This window comes from Qipengyuania seohaensis (genome assembly GCF_002795865.1).
Taxonomy (GTDB): domain Bacteria; phylum Pseudomonadota; class Alphaproteobacteria; order Sphingomonadales; family Sphingomonadaceae; genus Qipengyuania; species Qipengyuania seohaensis.
Genome location: NZ_CP024920.1, coordinates 711,017 through 731,104 on the forward strand (window position 1 = coordinate 711,017; position 20,088 = coordinate 731,104).

Here is a 20,088-nt window from a genome sequence, read left to right on the forward strand (position 1 = left end):
CTTCCCCCCTCGCGGGTAAGCGGATCGGCCTGCTGAGCTCGTGGGTTTCGCGCCGCAATGGCGGCGTATTCGAAGCTGTCGTGGCGCAGGCCGATATCCTGCACAGCCTCGGTGCCGTGCCGGTCGTGCTGGGCATCGAAGACGAGGCTGCGGCACAGGATGGCTGGCGCATCGAGGGGATCGAGCGACAACTTGCGAAGCCTCACGGACCGGCAGCAATTGCCTATGCGCCGGAATTGCGGAGCCTGCTCGACGCGGCGCAACTGGACCTGCTCCACCTCCACGGGATCTGGCAGTATCCGGTCAAAGCTGCGGGCGACTGGGCGCAGCGAACGGGAAAGCCGTTGGTCGTCAGTCCCCACGGAATGCTCGCCCCGTGGATCACCTCGCGCAATGCGTGGAAGAAGAACATTGCCCGCGCGTTGTGGGAGCAAGGTGCCTGGAGAAAGGCGTCGCTTTTCCATGCGCTTACGCAGGCCGAGACGGCCGACATCGCGCGAGAAGTGCCAGCCGCCTCCACCGTTTCGATCCCGAATGCCGCGCCACCGGCACGCATGTCATCGGCGGCGTCCCGCGGCCCCGTCGCGCTGTATCTTGGCAGGATTCACGAGAAGAAGAACCTGGGCGGATTGATCGCAGCGTGGGTGAAGGCGCGCGATCGCCTCCCACCCGAAGCTTCGCTCGTGATCGCCGGCTGGGGCGACAACGCTGGGATAGCGGCGTTGGAGCAGGCCTTACCCGGTGCTGCCGGGGCCGGGGTCGAGTTCGTCGGCACCGCGTTCGGATCGCAAAAGGCCGCCCTGTTCGATCTCGCCCGCTTCCTTGTACTTCCCTCGCACAGCGAAGGACTACCAATGGCGGTGCTCGAAGCGTGGGCGGAAGGTATCCCTGCGCTCATGAGTTCGAACTGCAATCTGCCGGAGGGTTTCGCCTCCGGCGCGGCGATCGATTGCGGTACATCCGTCGATGACATCACTGCGGCCTTGGTCGACGGCTTCACGCTCTCGGACGAGGCATGGAAGAGGATGAGCAGCGCTGCAAAAAGTCTGGCACTCGGGCCATTCTCACGCGATGCGGTGGCACAGCGCTGGGAGGCCGCTTACGCCGGCTTGCTCTAGTCAGGCTGTCCGACTGCCTCCAGCCGCATATTGTCGAGCGAGACAGCGCCTGCGCCGGGCCGCAACCAGATGCCGAAGACCTGGTTGTCGCAATCGGGCGCACGCAGCAACTGCCCCCGTGCCAGCGCACCGCCACCCTGCCCCGGCCGCGTCGGTGTGCCGCAGTCCAGCGATGCGAGAAGTGTGTCGGAATTCGCCCCCGCAACGCTGCCAAAGGCGCGGTACTCGCCAGCTTTAAGCGCAACCGGCTGGGACAGCACGAGCCGTGTCACACTGGTTCGATTGCTCATTTCCACCCGCCGATCCTCGGTACCAACGGCGGAGATCTGCACATCCCCCGACCGATGGCGGCGCCACCCGAACAGCGCGTCCTGGCCCAGTCGCTCGAAACTTGGATCGATCAACAACTGGTTGCTTTCAGGGTCCGTACAATTTGCGGCCTGAAGAGCCTGAGCATCCGCACGCAGATTTCGATCCGCCAGCGCCCTCACGAGCGGCTCCACACGGGAACATTCGAGGCCGATTTGCTCGGATCTGATGGTCAGGAACCGGGCGCGGTCTCGTAGTACTTCCTGACGCTGGCCTTCTGCGCGCAGATACGCTTCGCTCCACAAGGTTTCGCCCGCGAGCCTGCGGGCAAGCTCCGCTCTCCCATCCTCGCTGGATTCCATCATGGAAAACAGGACATCGAGTTCCCTTGCGGCAGGTTGCGCCCGCAACAGGGCATCGAAATGCAGTGCAGCCTCCTCAACCTCACCGCGCTCGATCGCATGCGCTGCAAGGGCCGCGCGGCTCAAAGGCTCGCGCGGGCTTAGCTGCGTTGCGGTCTTCATGGCTCGCTCTGCCAGCTCGGTCCGGCCCGCCCGGTACGCTGCCGCACCAAGGAATGCGGGGCCGCGTGCGTCCAGCGGATCGGCGAGGATCGCCCGGCTTGCAGCAGCCTGCGCGAGCTCAGGCTCACGCCCGAGCAAATAAAGTGAAGCTGCAACACGGTCGGCGTCGACGCGGAAGGGTGCGGGTATCAATCGCTCGTCATTGGGCTGGTGCGCCGTGATCCGGTCGAATCCGGAAAAGAACGCGACCACGGCGAAGATCGCGGCGCCCCCCGTCACGAGCCATTTGGCTCGCAGGCTTGTCATGACGGGATGGCGTCCTTCTTGTCGGAATAGGCGTAGTAGTCATAGCCGTAGTAGGCGGAGTATCGATTGCCCGACCGTGAAGGATCGAACTTGGCAAGCGCGGCGCCGAGGATCGTCGGTTCCATCGAGCGCAGCCTGCGCAGCGCCGCCTTGAGCGAACCGCTGCGGCCCCGTTCGGCTTCGACGACGAAAATCGTGCCATCGGCAATCGCTGCCAGCATGGGCGCATCGGCCAGGCCGAGGACCGGCGGACTGTCGATGATGACCACGCCGTACTGCTGCCCGAATGTTTCCAGCAATTGCGCCATGCGCGGTGAGGAAAGAAGTTCCGTGGGGCTTGGCGGCAAGGGACCGGCAGGAAGCACGTCGAATTCAGCCTCGCCCAATGAAACACGCGTTGCGGCATCGCGAGGTTCCTCGCGCGAGATAAGGAGGTCGGTGAGGCCCCGCTCGCTCTTGATACCGGCGATCTTGTGCAGGGTCGGTCGGCGCAAATCAGCATCGATGAGCAGGGGCGCAACGCCAATCCTTGCAAGACCCGCGGCAATCGCGAAGCTGGTCGTGCTCTTGCCCTCGGCAGCCTGCGCACTGGTGACCACGATGATCTTCGGCAATCCGGTCGGGGTCGAATAAAGCAGCGCCCCACGCATCGAATTGTAAGCTTCGGAAATTGCCGACTTCGGCTCCGCAAGCTCCTCAAGAGGGGTGCCGGTTTCCGTGCGTGGTACGACGCCTAGCAGGGAAAGCCCGAGCTTTTCCTCCACGTCTTCAGGCGTATGGATCACATCGTCGAGCTGGTCGCGAAGGAAAATCGCAATGCCCGCCAACGCGAGCCCGAGCAGCAAGCCGATTGCAAGATTGCGCGGGAGGCTGGGCGAAGATGGCATATCGGGAGCCTGCGCCCGATCGATGATCGTGATGTTGCTGGATGCGATGCCCGCAGAAGCATTCAGCTCGCGATAGCGCTGCAGCAGCCCCTCATAGATGGAGCGCGCCGTATCGGCCTCGCGTGCGAGCACGTTGTACCGCACCGACTGGTCCTGTTCGGCAAGCGTGTCCCCGCGTGCCTGATTTACCTGGTTGTCCAGCCGGTTCTCGGCTGCCTGCGCTGCAAGATATTCGGCCCGGACCGATTGGCGCACTTCGTTAGCTGTCCGGCTTAGCTGCCCGTTCACTGCAGCAAGGTCGCCCTCGATGCGCGCGGCTGCAGGATGGCCGGGAAGATAACGATCCCGGGCAGCGTCCAGCTCGCTTTCCAATTGCGCGCGGCGGGTCATCAGGGCCTGAACCGTCGGATTGGCGAGAACGATCTGCGACGACAGGAGGGGCGAATTGCGCACCGCGTCCCAGCGAGATTCAGCAGCGATGCGAGCCTCGCGCGCCCGGATCGCGGCCTGGTTGTATTGCAGCAGGCTGAAAGAGGTTACCGTCCCGGCAGCAAGGTCCGCGCCGCCGGTGGCCATGGCATCGCGCGTGCGGATAAGACCTGTCTGGCGCGCGTAATCGTTCAGCGCCGCTTCCGTTTCCTCCAGCGAAGCACGTGCCTCGTCGAGCTGTTCGGCCACGAAATTCCGGGCATAGGAAGAGCTGTCGAAGCGACGCTGGAGGTTTTGCTGGATGAATTCTTCAGCGAAGGCGTTCGCGATCCGCGCAGTGACTTCGGGGTCAGTACTCGAGAATTCGACCATGGCGATACGGGTCGTGCGGCGCAGCTCGACCTCGGTGTTGCCCTGCAGGAGCGCCACGGCCAGCTTGCGCTTTTCAGTCTCGCTCGCCGCGCCGGTTTGTGCAGGCACTTCCATAGCGGCGAAGAAACGCTCGTCATTGGCAAGATCGAGGGCATCGGCCACTCTTTCAGCCAGCGCCCTGCTGCGCAGCACGTCGAGCTGCGTGTTGAGGAAGCGGTCGATGTCCCAATCCGACGGTGGTGCGATCTGGGGATCGAGATCGGCGCCCAGCACCTCGTCGCTCTGGTCGTTGATCTGCAGGCTGGCGGCTGCCGTGTAACGCGGCGTGTCCAGCATGGTAACGATGACGGCGAGCGCGACGGCTGCACCGACGATCGCGATTGCCATCCAGAAATAGCGGCGCACAGCCCCGATAATGTTGCGGATCGCAGCGCTGACGGCATTTTCACCGGCAGCCGCATAGGCCGCCGCGTAACGGTCCCGTTCGCCGATAAGGGGCGGAAGTGACTGGTCCGTCATCCGATCGGCCTGAATATGCCGAACACCGGAACGGCGCGCAGGACGTCCTGCCAAGCGCCGCGAACGCTGGAATAACCCACGACGATCACATCGCCCGGGACGAGCGCCACATCGGGCATACGACCACCGCGAATGGCCCGGAGGTCGAACCTGCCGGCGGACCGTTCCCCGTCAACGGTGCGGAAAATCATCACCTCGTCGAGCTTCGCCGTATCCGTGGGGCTGCGGGCCAGTGCGAGCGCAGACAGCAACGTCTGCCCTTCGGCATATGCGAAGACACCGGGCTGTTCGACTTCGCCTTCGACCGCGATGGTACGATCGCGCGCTTCGAGCACCGCGACGGATACCCGCGGATCGCGCAGGTAATTCGTTGCATAGGCCGCCTCTATCGCTGAACCGAGTTCACTGGCGCTGCGACCAACTGCGCGTACATCACCGATGAGCGGGAGCGTCACGACGCCGGCATTGTCCACGGCAATGCGTTCGACCGACAAATCGGCCTCCCCGAAGACCGCGACCGAAAGAACATCGCCGGGGGCGAGAGTGTAGCGTTCCGGCAGCGCAGTTTGCGGGTCGATGACCACCGCGTCGTATCCCGCTTGGCCGTCCGGAACGATAGGGTCGAGTGGCGTCTGGCAGGCGCCCACGCCCAAACAGGCTGCCAGCAATGCAGATCGCGTCATAACTCGTGAAAGGATACGACCCGTCATCTGTCCCCGTCCGCTTCCCGTTTATCCTCACGCGCCGGGCGTGTCGCAGTGAGCATTCCCGCTGCCACCCCTGCGAGGCAGGCTATTGCCATGTTCCGCAGGGGATAATCGACCAGCGAATGCAGCGCAATGACACCCAGCGTTCCGCAGGCAAAGATCTGTGGAGCGCGATCCCAGGGCGCGTGGGCCCAGGCCGCGATGGCCGTCCGGATGAGCAGGTAGGCACCTGCGAGCAGGACGATTGGGGCAAGCAGGCCAGCTTCGAGAAAGAATTCCAGGTAATCGTTGTGAGCACGGTTGATGAAAGCTTCCGACAGGCTCTCGAAACTCTGGTGCGGAGCGAAAGCCACCGGGAAACTGCCTATCCCGCTGCCGAACGGGAAGAAGGCCTCGATTGCGCCCAGCGTATCGCGCCAGAGCGTGAGCCGGGCATCGCCCGATGCATCGAAGCGGGATGCGACGGCGGCCAATCGGGGATTTCCGGCAAGGATCAGGGGTAACGCCAGAAGCAGGATGACGCCGAATGAAGCCGCGCGTCCGGCAATCTTGAGCAGTCGGCCATCGGCGAATGGCCTCAGGATCATCGCGTTCAATGCGAGCACGGGCAGGATCAGCAAGACACCCATCCGCGAGCCGGTCAGGATTGCAGCGAGGAGCAGGACGGCCTGCCCCGCTACGAGAACCGGCATCCGGCGCCGCAGGATCGCAGGGGGCATTGCCTTGGTGGCGAAATATGCGCTCAGCGCCAGCGAACCGATCAGCAGCACATCGACTGCGGCATTTCGGTTGGCGTGGAATCCGGTCAGCCAGCCGCGATGGCTCAATTCGTAAAGCTGGAATGCGCCATTGCCGCTCGCCAGCTGGAGCGCGCCCAACACGGCTCCGGCAAGCGCCAACCCGGCTATGGCAAGGACGAGAAGGCGGCGGTCGCGCGATGGCAGTTTCGCGGTCGCCCACATGATGGCGACCGCCGGGACCAGCGCAAGCAGACCGGCGAGCGTCCTCGAGGGACTGACGCTTATCGGCTGCCAGGTGCCCGCCCCGTCGACAAGGGAAAGCGAGGCAATTTCCAGCTCGCGGCCCGGGAGGGCCTGCCACAGGCCCGGGGGCAGCGGGATCAATTGGAGGAGCGGTACCAAGACCAAAAGGCCGCCAATCCACAGCAGCTCGCGCGGAACAGGCAGCAAGGCTTCGTCGTGTTCGGCATCGGCCCACCAGACCCAGCCGATCAGTGCTGCGACAAAGCCCAGTTGCACGATGATTTCGGCCTTGGGGCTTGGCGAGCCACCGCCACCGAAGATCATGGCCACCGCCAGAAAACCGGCCACCAGCAAGCCGTGGCGAGATACTCGTCTGGCGTTTCTTCTGCGCAAGCGTCCGTTCCCCGTCAGGCTGGGCACTGCCCTAGCCTGAGCAGGGAGGAGAAGGAACTACATCGAGCGGGCAATCACCATCTTCATGACTTCGTTCGAGCCGCCGAAAATGCGGGTAATACGACTGTCGCGGTACATCCGTGCGATCGGGTAGTCGTTGATGTAGCCGGCACCGCCATGGAATTGCAGGCACTTGTCGACCACTTCGCCCTGCAGTTCGGTGACCCAGTACTTGGCCATGCAGGCCGTATCGACACTGAGTTCACGCTTGAGGTGCTTTGCAATGCAATCGTTGACGAAGACCCGCGCCGCGGTCGCGCGTGCCTTCAGGTCGGCCATGACGAATTGCGTGTTCTGGAAATCCCAGATCGTCTGTCCGAAAGCCTTGCGCGACTTGACGAATTCCATCGTCGTCTCGAGTGCTTTCTCGATTCCCGTCATTGCGCCCATGGCAATGATCAGGCGCTCCTGCGGCAATTCCCCCATGAGCTGGTAGAAGCCCTTGCCTTCTTCACCGCCGAGCACGTTTTCGGCCGGGACGAAAACATCGTCGAAGAACAGTTCCGAGGTATCTGCGGCGTCCATGCCGATCTTGTCGAGCTTCTTGCCGCGCTGGAAACCTTCGGCACCTTCCGTCTCGAGCAGCATGAGCGAAATGCCCTTGGCGCGCTCGTTGGGATCGGTCTTGGCGACAACGATGATGAAATCGGCGGTCTGGCCATTGGAGATATAGGTCTTGGCGCCGTTGATCCGGTAGCCGTTGCCGTCCTTAAGCGCCGTGGTGGTGATACTTTGCAGGTCGGAGCCGACGCCCGGTTCCGTCATCGCAATCGCGCTCACCAGCTCGCCGTTGACGAGCTTGGGCAGGTACTTCTTCTTCTGCTCTTCGGTGCCGTGGCGCACGAGGTAAGGCAGGATCACGGTATTGTGCAGGCTGGCGGCGAAGCCTTCGACGCCATGTTTCGCCTGCTGGTCGATGACCACCATTTCGTGGCGGAAATCACCGCCATGGCCGCCATATTCCTCGGGGACCGAAGTGCCGAGAAGGCCCGCTTCGCCGGCCTCGTTCCAGAACCCACGCTCAACCTGGCCTTCTTCGCGCCATTTCAGGACGCGCTTTTCGGGAGCGTGCTTTTCATAGAACTTCCCGACGGCGTCGGCGAAGATCGAGATCTCCTCGTCCTCCATAAATTCGGGCTGCGGTACGTCGATGACGGGCATTTATTGGGTTCCTCTCGATTATCCTTTTGTGGGCTCGGGCCGCTTACTTGCCCTTCCAGTTCGGCTTGCGCTTTTCGGCGAAGGCTGCCGCGCCCTCGCGTGCATCTTCTGAGACGAAGACCGGGCCGATCAGCTGGGCCTGCTTGTCGTAGCGTTCGCCCATCGCCCAGCCGCGCGATTCCTTCATGATCTGCTTCGATACGCGAACCGCGAGCGGACCGTTTTCCGCGATCTTGGCGGCAAGTTCCTTCGCCCCGTCGAGGGCGGAGCCATCGGTCACGCGATTGACGAGGCCGAGTTCGTAGGCGCGATCCGAGCCGATGAAGTCGCCGGTCAGCGCCAGTTCCATGGCGACCCGTTCGGGAATCTGGTCGGGCAGCATCATGACGCCGCCTGCCGCCGCCACGAGGCCGCGCTTCGCTTCGGGGATGCCGAATTTCGCATCCTTGTGCGCAACAACGAGGTCGCAGGCGATCATCAGTTCGAGACCGCCGGCAAGCGCATAGCCTTCGACAGCAGCGATCAGCGGCTTCTTCGGAGGAGCCTGGACCACGCCGCCGAACCCGCGACCCTCGATGCTGGGCGATTCGCCGCGAAGGAAGCCCTTGAGGTCCATGCCCGAGCAGAAAGTGCCGCCTGCACCGGTCAGGATACCGACCCGCAGGTCGTCTTCCGCATCGAGCCGGTCCATCGCTGCGGCAATCCCCTCGGCCGCGGCCTTGGTCATCGCATTCTTCGCTTCGGGACGGTTGATCGTGACGATCAGGACACCGTTGTCGACTTCGGTCAGGACTTCTTCCGACATGCTCGCTCTCTCCATTGCAAATAGAAACTGTTCTTGCGCCCTTGCTGCGGGAGGTTTACGCAAACGTCAACCGGCAAAAGCCGCAAGATTCGACAAGACGAGAGAGGAACACGCCATGTCCGAAGCCTATATCATCGATGCCGTCCGCACCCCGCGCGGGATCGGCAAGCAGGGCAAAGGCGCTCTCGCCGCAATGCATCCCCAGCACCTCGCCGCAACCTGTCTCAAGGCGATCAAGGACCGCAACGATCTCGATACCGCAACCGTGGACGACGTGATCTGGTCGGTCAGCACGCAGGACGGAATGCAGGCCGGCGACCTTGGCCGCATGGCCGCGCTCGATGCAGGCTATGATATCACCTCGTCCGGCACGACGCTCGACCGGTTCTGCGGCGGCGGCATCACCAGCGTCGCCCTCGCCGCTGCACAGGTGATGAGCGGCATGGAAGATTGCGTCGTGGCAGGCGGCACCGAAATGATGAGCCTGACCGCCGCCATGTCGAAGGAAAAGATGGCCGCCGGAATGCGCCCGCCGATGATGGGCAGCTATAACGAACGCCTGATGCGCAAGCACCCGCAGAGCCACCAGGGCGTGTGCGGCGATGCCATCGCGACCATGGAAGGCTTCACCCGCGAAGAGCTGGACGAAGTCGGCTACCGCAGCCAGCAGCGCGCCGCCGCAGCGATCGAGGAAGGCCGCTTCGACAAATCGGTGGTGCCGGTGCTGGACGATGACGGAAACGTGGTACTCGACAAGGAAGAGTACCCCCGTCCGCAAACGACCAAGGAAGGCCTTGCCGAACTGGAACCGGCTTTCGCCAAGATCGCCAACGTCCCGCTCGACAAGAACGGGACTACGTTTGCCGGACTGGTGAACGCGAAATACCCGGATCTCGAAATCAAGCACTTCCACCACGCGGGCAACAGCTCGGGCGTGGTCGATGGTGCGGCAGCCGTTCTGGTCACCAGCAAGGACTATGCGCAGAAGCATGGCCTGAAGCCGCGCGCACGAATCGTCGCGACCGCCAACATGGGCGACGATCCCACGCTGATGCTGAACGCCCCGGTGCCTGCCGCCAAGAAGGTGCTGGAAAAGGCGGGCCTGACCAAGGACGACATCGATCTTTACGAGATCAACGAGGCTTTCGCTGTCGTGGCGGCCAAATTCGTGCGCGACCTCGATCTCGACTGGGACAAGGTCAATGTAAATGGCGGCTCCATCGCGCTGGGCCATCCCATCGGCGCGACCGGATCGATCCTGATCGGCACGATGGTCGACGAACTGGAACGCCAGGACAAGCGTTACGGCCTCGTCACCATGTGCGCGGCAGGCGGCATGGCTCCGGCAATCGTGATCGAACGGGTCGACGATTTCGTCGACTGATCGCGGCGGTCACTTCAGCGGCAGGATCTTGGAAATCACGTAATCCGCGGCTTCCTCCGGGCTCATCGCCACGGTGTTGACGCGGATCTCGGGTTCTTCCGGTTCCTCGTAGGGGCTGTCGATGCCGGTGAAGTTCTTGAGCTTGCCCTCGCGCGCCTTCTTGTAGAGGCCTTTCACGTCGCGTGCCTCCGCCACTTCGAGCGGGGTGTCGACGTGGATCTCGATGAACTCGCCCTCGCCCATCATGTCGCGGACAAGCTGGCGATCGGCACGGAACGGCGAGATAAAGGCGGTCAGCACGATAAGGCCCGCGTCGGTCATCAGCTTCGCCACTTCGCCGATGCGGCGGATGTTCTCGATCCGGTCGCTTTCGGTAAAGCCAAGGTCCTTATTGAGGCCATGGCGGACGTTGTCGCCGTCCAGCAGGAAGGTGTGGCGGTTCATCAGCGCCAGTTTCTTCTCCACCTCGTTGGCGATGGTCGACTTGCCCGAGCCGGACAGGCCGGTGAACCACAGGACGCGGGGGCGCTGGTTTTTCATCGCGGCGTGATCGTCACGCGTGATGTCGGTGGCCTGCCAGTGCACGTTCTGTGCGCGGCGCAGGCTGAAGTGCAGCATACCTGCACCGACCGTGCGATTAGTGATCTTGTCGATCAGGATAAAGCCGCCGAGCGCCCGGTTGTCCGAGTAGGCCTCGAAGACGATCTGCTTGTCGGTGGTGATCTCGCTCACGCCGATCGAATTGAGTTCGAGCGTCTTGGCAGCAAGATGCTGCATCGTGTTCACGTTGATCTCGTACTTCGGTTCGGCGACGGTCACGCTGACCATCTGCGTGCCGAGCTTCATCCAGTAGCCACGGCCGACGACGAGCGGTTCCTCGTCCATCCAGACGATGGTGCTTTCGAACTGGTCGGCGACTTCAGGCGGGTTGTCGGCCGCTGCCAGGACATCGCCGCGCGAGCAGTCGATTTCATCCTCTAGCGTGATCGTGACCGACTGGCCCGCAATTCCCTGTTCGAGATCGCCGTCCATCGTGACGACCGATTTGACCTTGCTGGTCTTGCCCGAGGGTAGCGAACGAACCGGGTCGCCCGGCTTGATGCTGCCGGTGGAAATGAGTCCCGAGAAACCACGAAAATCGAGGTTCGGACGGTTCACCCACTGCACCGGCATGCGGAATGGTTTGACGAGGTTCACGTCCGAGCGGACCTCCACCGCGTCGAGGTGTTCCATCAAGGTGGGGCCATCGTACCATGGGGTTTTGTCCGACCTCGTGGTGATGTTGTCGCCCGCCAGGCCCGAAATCGGGATCGCAGTGAGGCTCTCGATGCCGATGCTTCGGGCGAACTCTTCGTAGTCGGCGAGAATCGCGTCGTATTTGTCCTGGTCGTAACCGATCAGGTCCATCTTGTTCACGGCAAGGACGAGGTTCTTGATGCCGAGCTGGTGGGACAGGAAGCTGTGGCGCTTGGTCTGGACCAGCACGCCCTTGCGCGCGTCGATGAGAATGCAGGCAAGATCGGCGGTCGATGCGCCGGTCACCATGTTGCGCGTGTACTGCTCGTGCCCCGGGCAATCGGCGACGATGAACTTGCGGCTCTCGGTCGCGAAGAAGCGATAGGCGACATCGATAGTGATGCCCTGCTCGCGTTCGGCGGCAAGGCCGTCGACCAGCAGCGCGAAATCGATCTCCTGGCCCTGCGTCCCGACTTTCTTGCTATCGGCGCTGAGCGCTTCGAGCTGGTCTTCGAAGATCATCTTGGAATCGTAAAGCAGGCGCCCGATCAGGGTCGACTTGCCATCGTCCACACTGCCGCAGGTGATGAAGCGCAGCATGGTCTTGTGCTGATGCTTTTCGAGGTAGGCGTCGATATCCTCGGCGATGAGGGCGTCGGTCTGGAAAATATCGGAGGACATCAGAAATAGCCCTCCTGCTTCTTCTTCTCCATCGACGCGTCACCTGAATCCTTGTCGATCACCCGGCCCTGCCGCTCCGACGTTGTCGTCAGCAGCATCTCCTGGATGATTTCGGGCAGTGTCGCAGCCTCGCTTTCGACCGCCCCGGTAAGCGGGAAGCAGCCCAGCGTGCGGAAGCGGATCGAGCGTTCGGTAATCTCGGGGCGCTCCCCCATGACCTTTTCCAGCCGTTCGATATCGTCGGCCATGAACAACCCGCCTTCGTATTCGAAGGTCGGACGCCTGGCGGAATAATAGAGCGGGACGATCTCGATATTCTCGAGATGGATGTATTGCCAGATGTCGAGCTCGGTCCAGTTGGACAGCGGAAACACTCGGATGCTCTCGCCCTTCTTCTTGCGGGCGTTGTAGAGGTTCCACAGTTCCGGCCGCTGGCTCTTGGGGTCCCAGCCGTGGCTGGCTGTTCGGAAAGAGAAGATACGCTCCTTCGCGCGGCTCTTTTCCTCGTCGCGGCGCGCACCGCCGAAAGCCGCATCGAAACCATATTTGTCCAGCGCCTGCTTCAGCCCTTGCGTCTTCCACATGTCGGTGTGGAGCGGTCCGTGGTCGAAGGGATTGATCCCCATCTCCTCGGCTTCGGGGTTGCGATGCACGAGCAGTTCCATGCCCGCATCCTGTGCGCTGCGTTCGCGCAGGTCGTACATCTCGTTGAACTTCCATGTCGTATCGACGTGAAGCAGGGGAAAGGGCGGCGGCGAAGGGTAGAAGGCCTTTTTCGCAAGATGCAGCATGACCGCGCTGTCCTTGCCGATGGAATATAGCATCACGGGCTTATCCGCTTCGGCCACCACCTCGCGCATGATGTGGATGCTCTCGGCTTCGAGCCGCTGAAGGTGAGTAAGGGTCATGTGGAGGCGAGCCCCGGCGTCTGCATACGGTTAAACTTAGCGAGACGCCGAGATGGATGCATGCTGCTCAACCCGCAAGCGCCATTTGGTCGTAGGCGGGATAGAATGGTTTGCGCCCCGGCAACGGCAATGTGGGCCGATCAGCCCCTATTGCGTGCTTGAAAGAAGGCGAAAGCCCCATGCGGGAAGCGTCACACTGTCGCCCTCGGCAAGCACCGTTTCCCCTTCTTCACGAAACCCGGTGTAGCGCCCCGCTGCGAGACCATCCAACAGCGTCACGCTCACTTCCGACGGCGAGAAATTGAACAGGCCCACGACCTTGTTGCTGTCTTCCTGCCGCGCCCAGGCAAGCACCTGCTCGGGCTTGTCTGTCACCACCTGGTGCATCCGCGCACCCCACTGACCGCTTTCGAGCGCCGGATTGGCCTTTCGAAAGGCGATCAGGTCGACCAGCAATTCGCCATATCCGCAGTCGGAATCCTGATCCCAGTCGATCGGGTCGCGCTCGAAGAACTCCAGCCGCTTGGCATTGCATGCCTCCATTCCATTATGGATCAGGGGAAGACCTTCGCCGGTGAAGGACAGCGCAGTCATCGCCTCCAGCGCGGCGCCATAATTCTCTTCCATCGTGCCTTCCCACGCATTGCTGTCGTGGTTCTCGATGTATGTCATGCGCATGGCCGAGCGCGGCCACAGGCTCTCGTTTTCGGCGTAATAGCCGTAGAAGCTGGTCGCATTGCCCTTGCCCTGCGCCACGTTCTTCGTCGTGTTGTGCCAGTCCCATGCATAGGTCGCATCGAATGCCTTGTGGTGGAACGCTGTCTGCTGGACCTCGCCGAGCATGAAGACGGGCTTGATCGCTTCGAGACGCGCACGGGCAGTCTCCCAGAAATCAAGCGGAACATATCCCGCCACATCGGCTCGGTAGCCATCGACGTCGAATTCGCGCACCCAGTATTCCATCGCCCCGCCGACATGCTCGCGCACACCCGGCTGCGACCAGTCGAGGTCGATGATATCGGACCAGTCCCACCACGGGGTCGGACGGAAACTGCCGTCCCAAGTCTTCTCGTACCAGTCGGGATGATCGCTGCGCAGCGCATTATCCCAAGCCGTGTGGTTGGCGACAAGGTCGAGGATTACCTTGAAGCCCTGTTTGTGAGCGGCATCGACAAACTCACGGAACTCCTCCTCCGTGCCGAATTCCGGGTTCACCGCGTAATAGTCCTGCACCGAATAGGGGCTGCCCAGAGTGCCCTTGCGGTTCTCCTCCCCGATCGGGTGGATCGGCATGAGCCACAATATGTCGACGCCCAGTTCCTTCAGGCGCGGCAATTGTTCCTGTGCGGCAGCGAAGGTACCTTCCTCGGTAAAATGGCGCGTGTTGATCTGGTACAGCACGGCATCGCGCGACCATTCGGGATGCTCGATCGTGACGGTGTCTTGCGGCTCCCACGCTACGCTACCCGGTTCGTCAGGCGTGCCCGACATTGCGTAGGCACCGCCCGCGACCAGAGCTGCTGCGGCCGCGCCGATGATGACCTTACGCATTGGCGTTCTCCCCCGGAACGGCAACCCGGAGCATGGCAAACGCAGCCACCGACCAGCTCGCTGCGGCGAAAAGCATCGTCCAGATGGGGTCGGCCGGGAAGAATGCGTTCATCACGCTGCCCATAACGGTAGCCACCAGCAATTGCGGCACCACGATGAAAATGTTGAACAGCCCCATGTAGATGCCGAGCTTCGCCTGGGGCAGGCTGCTGGCAAGGATTGCATAGGGCATGGCAAGGATCGAGGCCCACGCAATCCCCTTCAATATCTCGCATACGATCAGCAGGTTCGGATCGCGCAGGAAGAAATACCCGAGAAACCCTAGCGCACCCAGGAGCAGGCAGGTCATGTGCGTCCGCGCCTTGCCCATACGCTTGGAAAGCAGCGGCAGGACCGCCAGTGCAGCAACAGCAGCTACGGCGTTCTGCACCGTGTAGATCAGGTTCCACCAGTTCGCGCCTTCGTTATAGGCGGCGGTCGTCGGATCGGCGCTGCCGTAGAAATACTGCGACACGATCGGGCCGGAATAGATCCACATGATGAAGAGGGAAGACCAGCTGAAGAACTGGACGACAGCCAGCTTTTTCATCGTGTCCGGCATTCCCGAGAAATCACCGACGATGCTGGACAGCATATTCGCGTGCTTGCCCTGCTTGGCCATGGAAATGCCGATGGCGCTGAGTAGCCCGTATGCAACGAGCAAGCCGCCCAGCAGCAGAATTTCCTTTTCCAGCCCAAGCGGCGAAACCGCGAGGATCACCGCAATGCCAGCAACCAGCCATACGGCTGCCGAAGTGTAGGTTTTCGCCGCGAGGGCACGCACGCTTTGCCCTGCCTCGACTTCTCGCTCCGCCTCGAATGCGGCCATTTCCTCGGGGCTGTATTCCTTGGTCGAGATGACAGTCCAGCCGATCGCCGCGAACAGGGCGACAGCGCCTGCCCAGAAGCTCCACCTGACGGTATCGGGAATCTCGCCGGCGGGAGCGACGTTGCTGACGCCGAATTGCTCCAGCAGCCAAGGGAAGATCGCGGCGACCACTGCGCCCGCCCCGATGAAGGCAGTTTGCACCGCATAGCCGGTGGCGTGCTGCGACTTGTCGAGCATATCGCCGACAAACGCGCGGAACGGCTCCATCGAAATGTTGAGGCTCGCGTCAAGCACCCACAGCAAGGCGGCAGCGAACAGCAGCGGCGCGCCGAAGGCTGGCGCGAGCGGCATGAGCAGCAACGACAGCGCAGCCAGGATCGCGCCGGTCATGAAATAGGGCCGCCGGCGCCCGAAGCGGTTCCATGTCTTGTCCGAAAGGTGCCCGATAATCGGTTGTACGATCAGGCCGGTGAGCGGCGCGGCAACCCACAACGCCGGAAGATCGTCGAGCGATGCCCCCACGGTCTGGAAGATCCGGCTCATGTTGGAGTTCTGAAGGACGAACCCGATCTGGATGCCGAAGAAGCCGAAGCTGATATTGGCGAGCTGTCCCCAACCCATTTGCGGCTTGCGCGTCGATAGTGGTGCGGCCGAAGTCGCCATCGTACAATCCTCTCCCCGGCCGGACTTCTTGCCCGGTCACGATGCGATGGCTCGCACGAAGCAAGCCCTCGCGCAAACACGTATACGAATACGTAATGCGTCAGTTTTGTACGGTGCTGCCCCGGATAACCAGTTCACCCGCCAGCTTGCGCGGCTTCACTTCGCGCTCGTCGATCTGGGCCAGGAGAGCTTCGACTAGCGTTTCACCAGCGCCCTTTACGTCCTGGGTGACGGTCGTCAGCGGAGGGGTGGTCAGACTGGCCGCCGGGATATCGTCGAAACCGACGACGGCAATGTCATTGGGCACGCGCTTGCCGGCTTCCGCAATCGCGCGCATGGCTCCGATCGCGATCAGATCGCTTGCGGCGAAGATCGCGTCACAAACACCTCCGCTGGACAACAAGGCCTTCGCAGCAGCGTAACCTGCCTCTTCGGTCGTGATTGCATCGAAGCGCGGCGGCGCAGGAAGTCCTGCTTCCTCCATCACTTTGCACAGGCCCGTGTAGCGACCAAGGAATTCGGGACAGGTTTCATCCGCCTCCCCCAGAAAGGCGATATTCCGCTTGCCGATACCGACGAGATGCTCACCGACCTTGCGGCCTGCATCGACATTGTCGGTGCCCACCGTAGCACCGCTGGAATCAAGGCTGACCGACCCCCACCGCGCGAAGTGCGTGCCCTGCGCCACGAGCTTTTCCAGCTTCGGCGTATAGGTCGTGTAATCGCCATAACCGAGGAGGATCAGCCCATCGGCGCGGTGGCTGTCCTGGTATTTTACGTGCCAGTCGTCTTCCATGCGCTGGAAGGAAATCAATAGGTCCAGCCCCCTGTCGGCGCAGGCCCGTGTGATCGAGCCGAGCATAGCGAGGAAGAAGGGATTGATCATGCTTTCGTCGGGCGTGGGATCCTCGAAGAAGAGCAGAGCGATCGTATTCGAACGCTGGGAGCGGAGCGAGGATGCGTTCTTGTCGACCGTGTAGTTGAGGTCGCGCGCGATCTGCTGGATCTTCTGGCGCGTCTGCTCGCTCACCGAGCGATCGCCGCGCAGCGCACGGCTGACGGTCGGCTGCGAAACGCCGGCGGCATAGGCGATGTCGAAGCTGGTCGGGCGACCAGTCGGCTTGCGTCCCATCTCTCTCCTCCGGACAGGAAAACCCGTCCATAGCCCGACCATAGGACTATCCGGCAAAACTGCCAATCTTCACCGGAATTCGGCCCTCGAGCCCTGTGACATTTCCGCACCTCAAGGCTTCGGCGGCAGTATGCGTATACGTATGCTGTCTATCGCCAGACCCCCGGCCGGACATATCCATAGTCGCATACAGGCCGGTGTTCCGCCGCCTGTGGGGTATTCGAGCCGGACCTGCCAACGATACAGGACGGCCATCTGGGAGAGCACAGAAATGGCATTTCGCAAGCATCTTGCCGGGACCAGCAGCGTTCCGGTTCTGGCACTGGCACTCGTCGGCGGCCTGTACCCGTCGGTCGCTGCTGCACAGGATACGCAGCCGGCAACCACCGTTCAGGAAGAAGAAGGCCAGCCGGTCGATGAAGCCGACGAAGGCGACGTCATCATCGTCAGCGGCTTTCGCGAATCGCTTGCCACCTCCGTCGCGCAGAAGCGCAACAGCGACCTGATCCTCGAATCGGTGACTGCCGAAGACATCGGCAAGCTGCCCGACGATTCGATCGGTGAATCGATCGCCCGCCTGCCCGGTGTGACCTCGCAGCGCCTCAACGGCCGCGCCAACGTCATTGCCATTCGCGGCCTCGGCCCCGACTTCTCGCAGACCCTTCTCAACGGTCGCGAGCAGACTTCGACCGGCGACAACCGCGCCGTCGAATTCGATCAGTACCCGTCCGAAGTCGTGAACCAGGTGCTCGTCTACAAGAGCCCGTCGGCAAGCCTCGTCGGCCAGGGTCTTGTCGGCACGATCGACGTGCGCACCATCCGCCCGCTCGAGACGGGTCAGCAGATCCTCGCCATCGGTGCGAAGGGCTCTTATGCCGACCTCGGCGCGCTGAATGCGGGTTCGAAGGAATTCGGCTACCGCGCGAATGCGACCTACGTCGACCAGTTCGCCGACGACACGCTCGGCATCGCGCTGTCGGCCGCGTACACGGACGAGCCCTACCAGCTGCAGGAATTCAACGCCTGGGGTTATGCGGGCAATGGCGAACCGGGCAGCCCGTTCGTCATCGGCGGCAACAAGAGCTTCGTCACCTCCACACAGCTGACCCGCATCGGCGTGAACGGCACGCTCCAGTGGGAAGCGTCACCGACCCTGATGGTCACGCTCGACGGTTTCTATTCCAACTTCGACGATGACCAGTCCAAGCGCGGCATCGAATTGCCGCTCGGCTTCGGTGCGTTCGGTACGACCTTCGATCCGAGCACCGCGACGGTCGTCGACGGTCCCTTTGGCGGATTTGCCGAGCAGGGCACCTTCGAAAACGTCGAAGGCGTGGTTCGTAACGACGTGTTCCAGCGCAAAGCCGATCTCTATTCGGGCGGCCTCAACCTCGATTACGAAGGCGATGATGGCTGGAGCGCTTTCTTCGACTTCGGTTTCTCGCGCACCGACCGCAACGAGCTAAGCATCGAAAGCTATTCGGGCACCGGTTACAACGCCGGCGTCGGCGCAACCGACACCATCCAGTTCTTCTCGAACACCGAAGGCACCAGCTTCCAGCCGACGCTCGACTACAGCGATCCCAACCAGATCGTGCTGACCGACCCGCTGGGCTGGGGTGGCAGCCGTGTGCAGGCCGGTTACTACAACAACCGCATCATCGAAGACGAACTGTTCCAGTACCGCCTCGGCGTTGCAAAAGAGCTTGAAGGCTTCATCTCCAAGGCAAACTTCGGCCTGTCCTACACCGATCGCAGCAAGAGCCTCACGCCTGACGAATTCTTCGTCATGCCGTCGGGTGGCGCAACCGAGCTTGCGATCCCGAGCAGCGCGCTCCTTCGTCCGACCGACCTCGGCTATCTCGGCCTCGGCCCGATCGTCAGCTACGACGTGCGCGGCCTAATTGCGGACGGTACGCTGATCCTCGAAGCAAACGACAGCAACGATATCCCGGCCAAGGCATACGGCATCACCGAAAAACTGATGACCGCCTACCTCCAGTTCGACATCCAGCAGGACCTCGGCGCGGGTGAGCTGACCGGTAACTTCGGCGTCCAGGCTATTAACACCGAGCAGAATTCGACCGGTGTCGCATTCGTCGATCTCGACGGCGACGATTCCACCCCGGACGATAGGGTACCGCTGTCGCTTGGCGACAACTTCTGGGACATACTGCCTAGCGCCAACCTGTCGCTGCGTTTCGATAGCGGATGGGTAATCCGTTTGGCGGCCAGCCGCCAGATCCAGCGCCCGCAGCTCGACGACCTGCGCGTCGCGATCGACTACGGGATCGTCGAAACCAACAATGGCCAGAGCCCGACGGGCCAGTACCCCTACATTGATGGCGGTGGCGGCAACCCTGTCCTGCGTCCCTTCCGAGCCAATGCAGTTGACTTCAACGTCGAAAAATACTTCGCTGGCGGCGCCGGTGTCGTCGCAGCCCAGCTGTTCTACAAGGATATCGTCAGCTACATCGACGGCGACGCCCAGGTCTTCGATTACAGCGCCTTCCCGCTCCCGGCAGGCAACCCGCCCGCCACGACGGTCGGCCTGCTGCGCTCTGAAGTGAACACCGGCGGCGGTGGATTCTACGGTGCCGAACTTTCGGCAACGGTGCCGTTCGATGCCTTCGTTTCGGGCCTTCAGGGCTTCGGTGCGACTGGCGGCGTCGGCTACACCAAGACCGAGATCGAGAATGCCCAGGGCAATGTGGACCAGATCCCGGGCTATTCGAAGTGGGTGGCCAACGGCACGCTCTACTACGATCTCAACGGCTTCAGCGCCCGCGGTAGTGTGCGTTATCGCTCCGAATTCCTCGCGGACTTCACGGGCTTCGGTGGCAACATCACGCGCCGCCTGGCTCGTGCGGAAACCATCGTGGATGCCCAGATCGGTTACGAATTCCAGCCGGGTAGCGCGCTGGAAGGCCTGTCGATCTACGTCCAGGGCCAGAACCTTACGAACCAGCCCTTCGTGTCGCAATTCGATGTGCCGGAACCGCGCGCAGTAATCGACTACCAGGAATACGGTCGTCGTTTCCTCGCCGGGTTTACCTACAAGTTCTAAGGCTCCTCCGGTCGGGCGGCGGATA

At 62.3% G+C, this 20,088-nt stretch carries 14 protein-coding genes; 3 read left to right on the forward strand and 11 right to left on the reverse strand.

Annotation, left to right across the window (positions count from 1 at the left end; translation table 11 throughout):
• Positions 1–32 precede the first annotated feature (32 nt).
• On the forward strand, positions 33–1,118 hold the full coding sequence (locus CVE41_RS03560) for a glycosyltransferase (protein WP_269800179.1): 1,086 nt from the start codon (positions 33–35) through the stop codon (positions 1,116–1,118).
• On the opposite strand, the gene CVE41_RS03565 is transcribed toward CVE41_RS03560, so the two are convergent.
• The 6 genes from CVE41_RS03565 to CVE41_RS03590 form a co-directional block, all read right to left on the reverse strand.
• On the reverse strand, positions 1,115–2,257 hold the full coding sequence (locus CVE41_RS03565; RefSeq protein WP_100259411.1) for a tetratricopeptide repeat protein: 1,143 nt from the start codon (positions 2,255–2,257) through the stop codon (positions 1,115–1,117). The genes CVE41_RS03560 and CVE41_RS03565 overlap by 4 nt on opposite strands.
• The gene (locus tag CVE41_RS03570; protein WP_100259412.1) at positions 2,254–4,464 is read right to left on the reverse strand and encodes a GumC family protein; all 2,211 of its coding nucleotides are present in this window, start codon (positions 4,462–4,464) and stop codon (positions 2,254–2,256) included. Before CVE41_RS03570 ends, CVE41_RS03565 begins: the two co-directional genes overlap by 4 nt.
• Positions 4,461–5,147 carry a polysaccharide biosynthesis/export family protein gene (locus tag CVE41_RS03575; protein ID WP_232725783.1) on the reverse strand — a complete coding sequence of 229 codons (687 nt, stop codon included), beginning with the start codon at positions 5,145–5,147 and terminating at the stop codon, positions 4,461–4,463. Before CVE41_RS03575 ends, CVE41_RS03570 begins: the two co-directional genes overlap by 4 nt.
• 23 nt (positions 5,148–5,170) lie before the next feature.
• Entirely contained in the window at positions 5,171–6,502 is a 1,332-nt protein-coding gene (locus tag CVE41_RS03580) for an O-antigen ligase family protein (RefSeq protein WP_100259414.1), read from the reverse strand.
• Positions 6,503–6,604: 102 nt separating this feature from the next.
• Positions 6,605–7,768 (reverse strand): acyl-CoA dehydrogenase family protein, encoded by a 1,164-nt coding sequence (locus tag CVE41_RS03585; RefSeq protein ID WP_100259415.1) that lies wholly within the window; start codon positions 7,766–7,768, stop codon positions 6,605–6,607.
• Positions 7,769–7,811: 43 nt separating this feature from the next.
• A complete protein-coding gene (locus tag CVE41_RS03590) occupies positions 7,812–8,573 on the reverse strand; it encodes a crotonase/enoyl-CoA hydratase family protein (protein ID WP_100259416.1) in 762 nt (253 codons plus the stop codon).
• Positions 8,574–8,688: 115 nt separating this feature from the next.
• On the opposite strand from CVE41_RS03590, the gene CVE41_RS03595 reads away from it, so the two are divergent.
• Positions 8,689–9,957, forward strand: coding sequence for an acetyl-CoA C-acetyltransferase (locus CVE41_RS03595; RefSeq protein WP_100259417.1), 1,269 nt, complete (start codon positions 8,689–8,691; stop codon positions 9,955–9,957).
• A gap of 9 nt (positions 9,958–9,966) precedes the next feature.
• On the opposite strand, the gene cysN is transcribed toward CVE41_RS03595, so the two are convergent.
• The 5 genes from cysN to CVE41_RS03620 form a co-directional block, all read right to left on the reverse strand.
• Positions 9,967–11,874 (reverse strand): sulfate adenylyltransferase subunit CysN, encoded by a 1,908-nt coding sequence (gene cysN, locus CVE41_RS03600; RefSeq protein ID WP_100259418.1) that lies wholly within the window; start codon positions 11,872–11,874, stop codon positions 9,967–9,969.
• On the reverse strand, positions 11,874–12,782 hold the full coding sequence (gene cysD / locus CVE41_RS03605; RefSeq protein WP_100259419.1) for a sulfate adenylyltransferase subunit CysD: 909 nt from the start codon (positions 12,780–12,782) through the stop codon (positions 11,874–11,876). Before cysD ends, cysN begins: the two co-directional genes overlap by 1 nt.
• A gap of 147 nt (positions 12,783–12,929) precedes the next feature.
• Positions 12,930–14,333: an alpha-amylase family glycosyl hydrolase gene (locus CVE41_RS03610; protein ID WP_100259420.1), complete on the reverse strand. Its 1,404-nt coding sequence runs from the start codon at positions 14,331–14,333 to the stop codon at positions 12,930–12,932.
• Positions 14,326–15,864, reverse strand: a complete 1,539-nt coding sequence (locus tag CVE41_RS03615; protein ID WP_198507711.1) for an MFS transporter — start codon at positions 15,862–15,864, stop codon at positions 14,326–14,328. Before CVE41_RS03615 ends, CVE41_RS03610 begins: the two co-directional genes overlap by 8 nt.
• Before the next feature lie 100 nt (positions 15,865–15,964).
• Positions 15,965–16,996 (reverse strand): LacI family DNA-binding transcriptional regulator, encoded by a 1,032-nt coding sequence (locus tag CVE41_RS03620; RefSeq protein ID WP_100259422.1) that lies wholly within the window; start codon positions 16,994–16,996, stop codon positions 15,965–15,967.
• A 271-nt stretch (positions 16,997–17,267) separates the two neighbouring features.
• Between CVE41_RS03620 and CVE41_RS03625 the strand changes: the two genes are divergently transcribed.
• Positions 17,268–20,063 carry a TonB-dependent receptor gene (locus tag CVE41_RS03625; protein ID WP_100259423.1) on the forward strand — a complete coding sequence of 932 codons (2,796 nt, stop codon included), beginning with the start codon at positions 17,268–17,270 and terminating at the stop codon, positions 20,061–20,063.
• Positions 20,064–20,088: the final 25 nt, after the last annotated feature.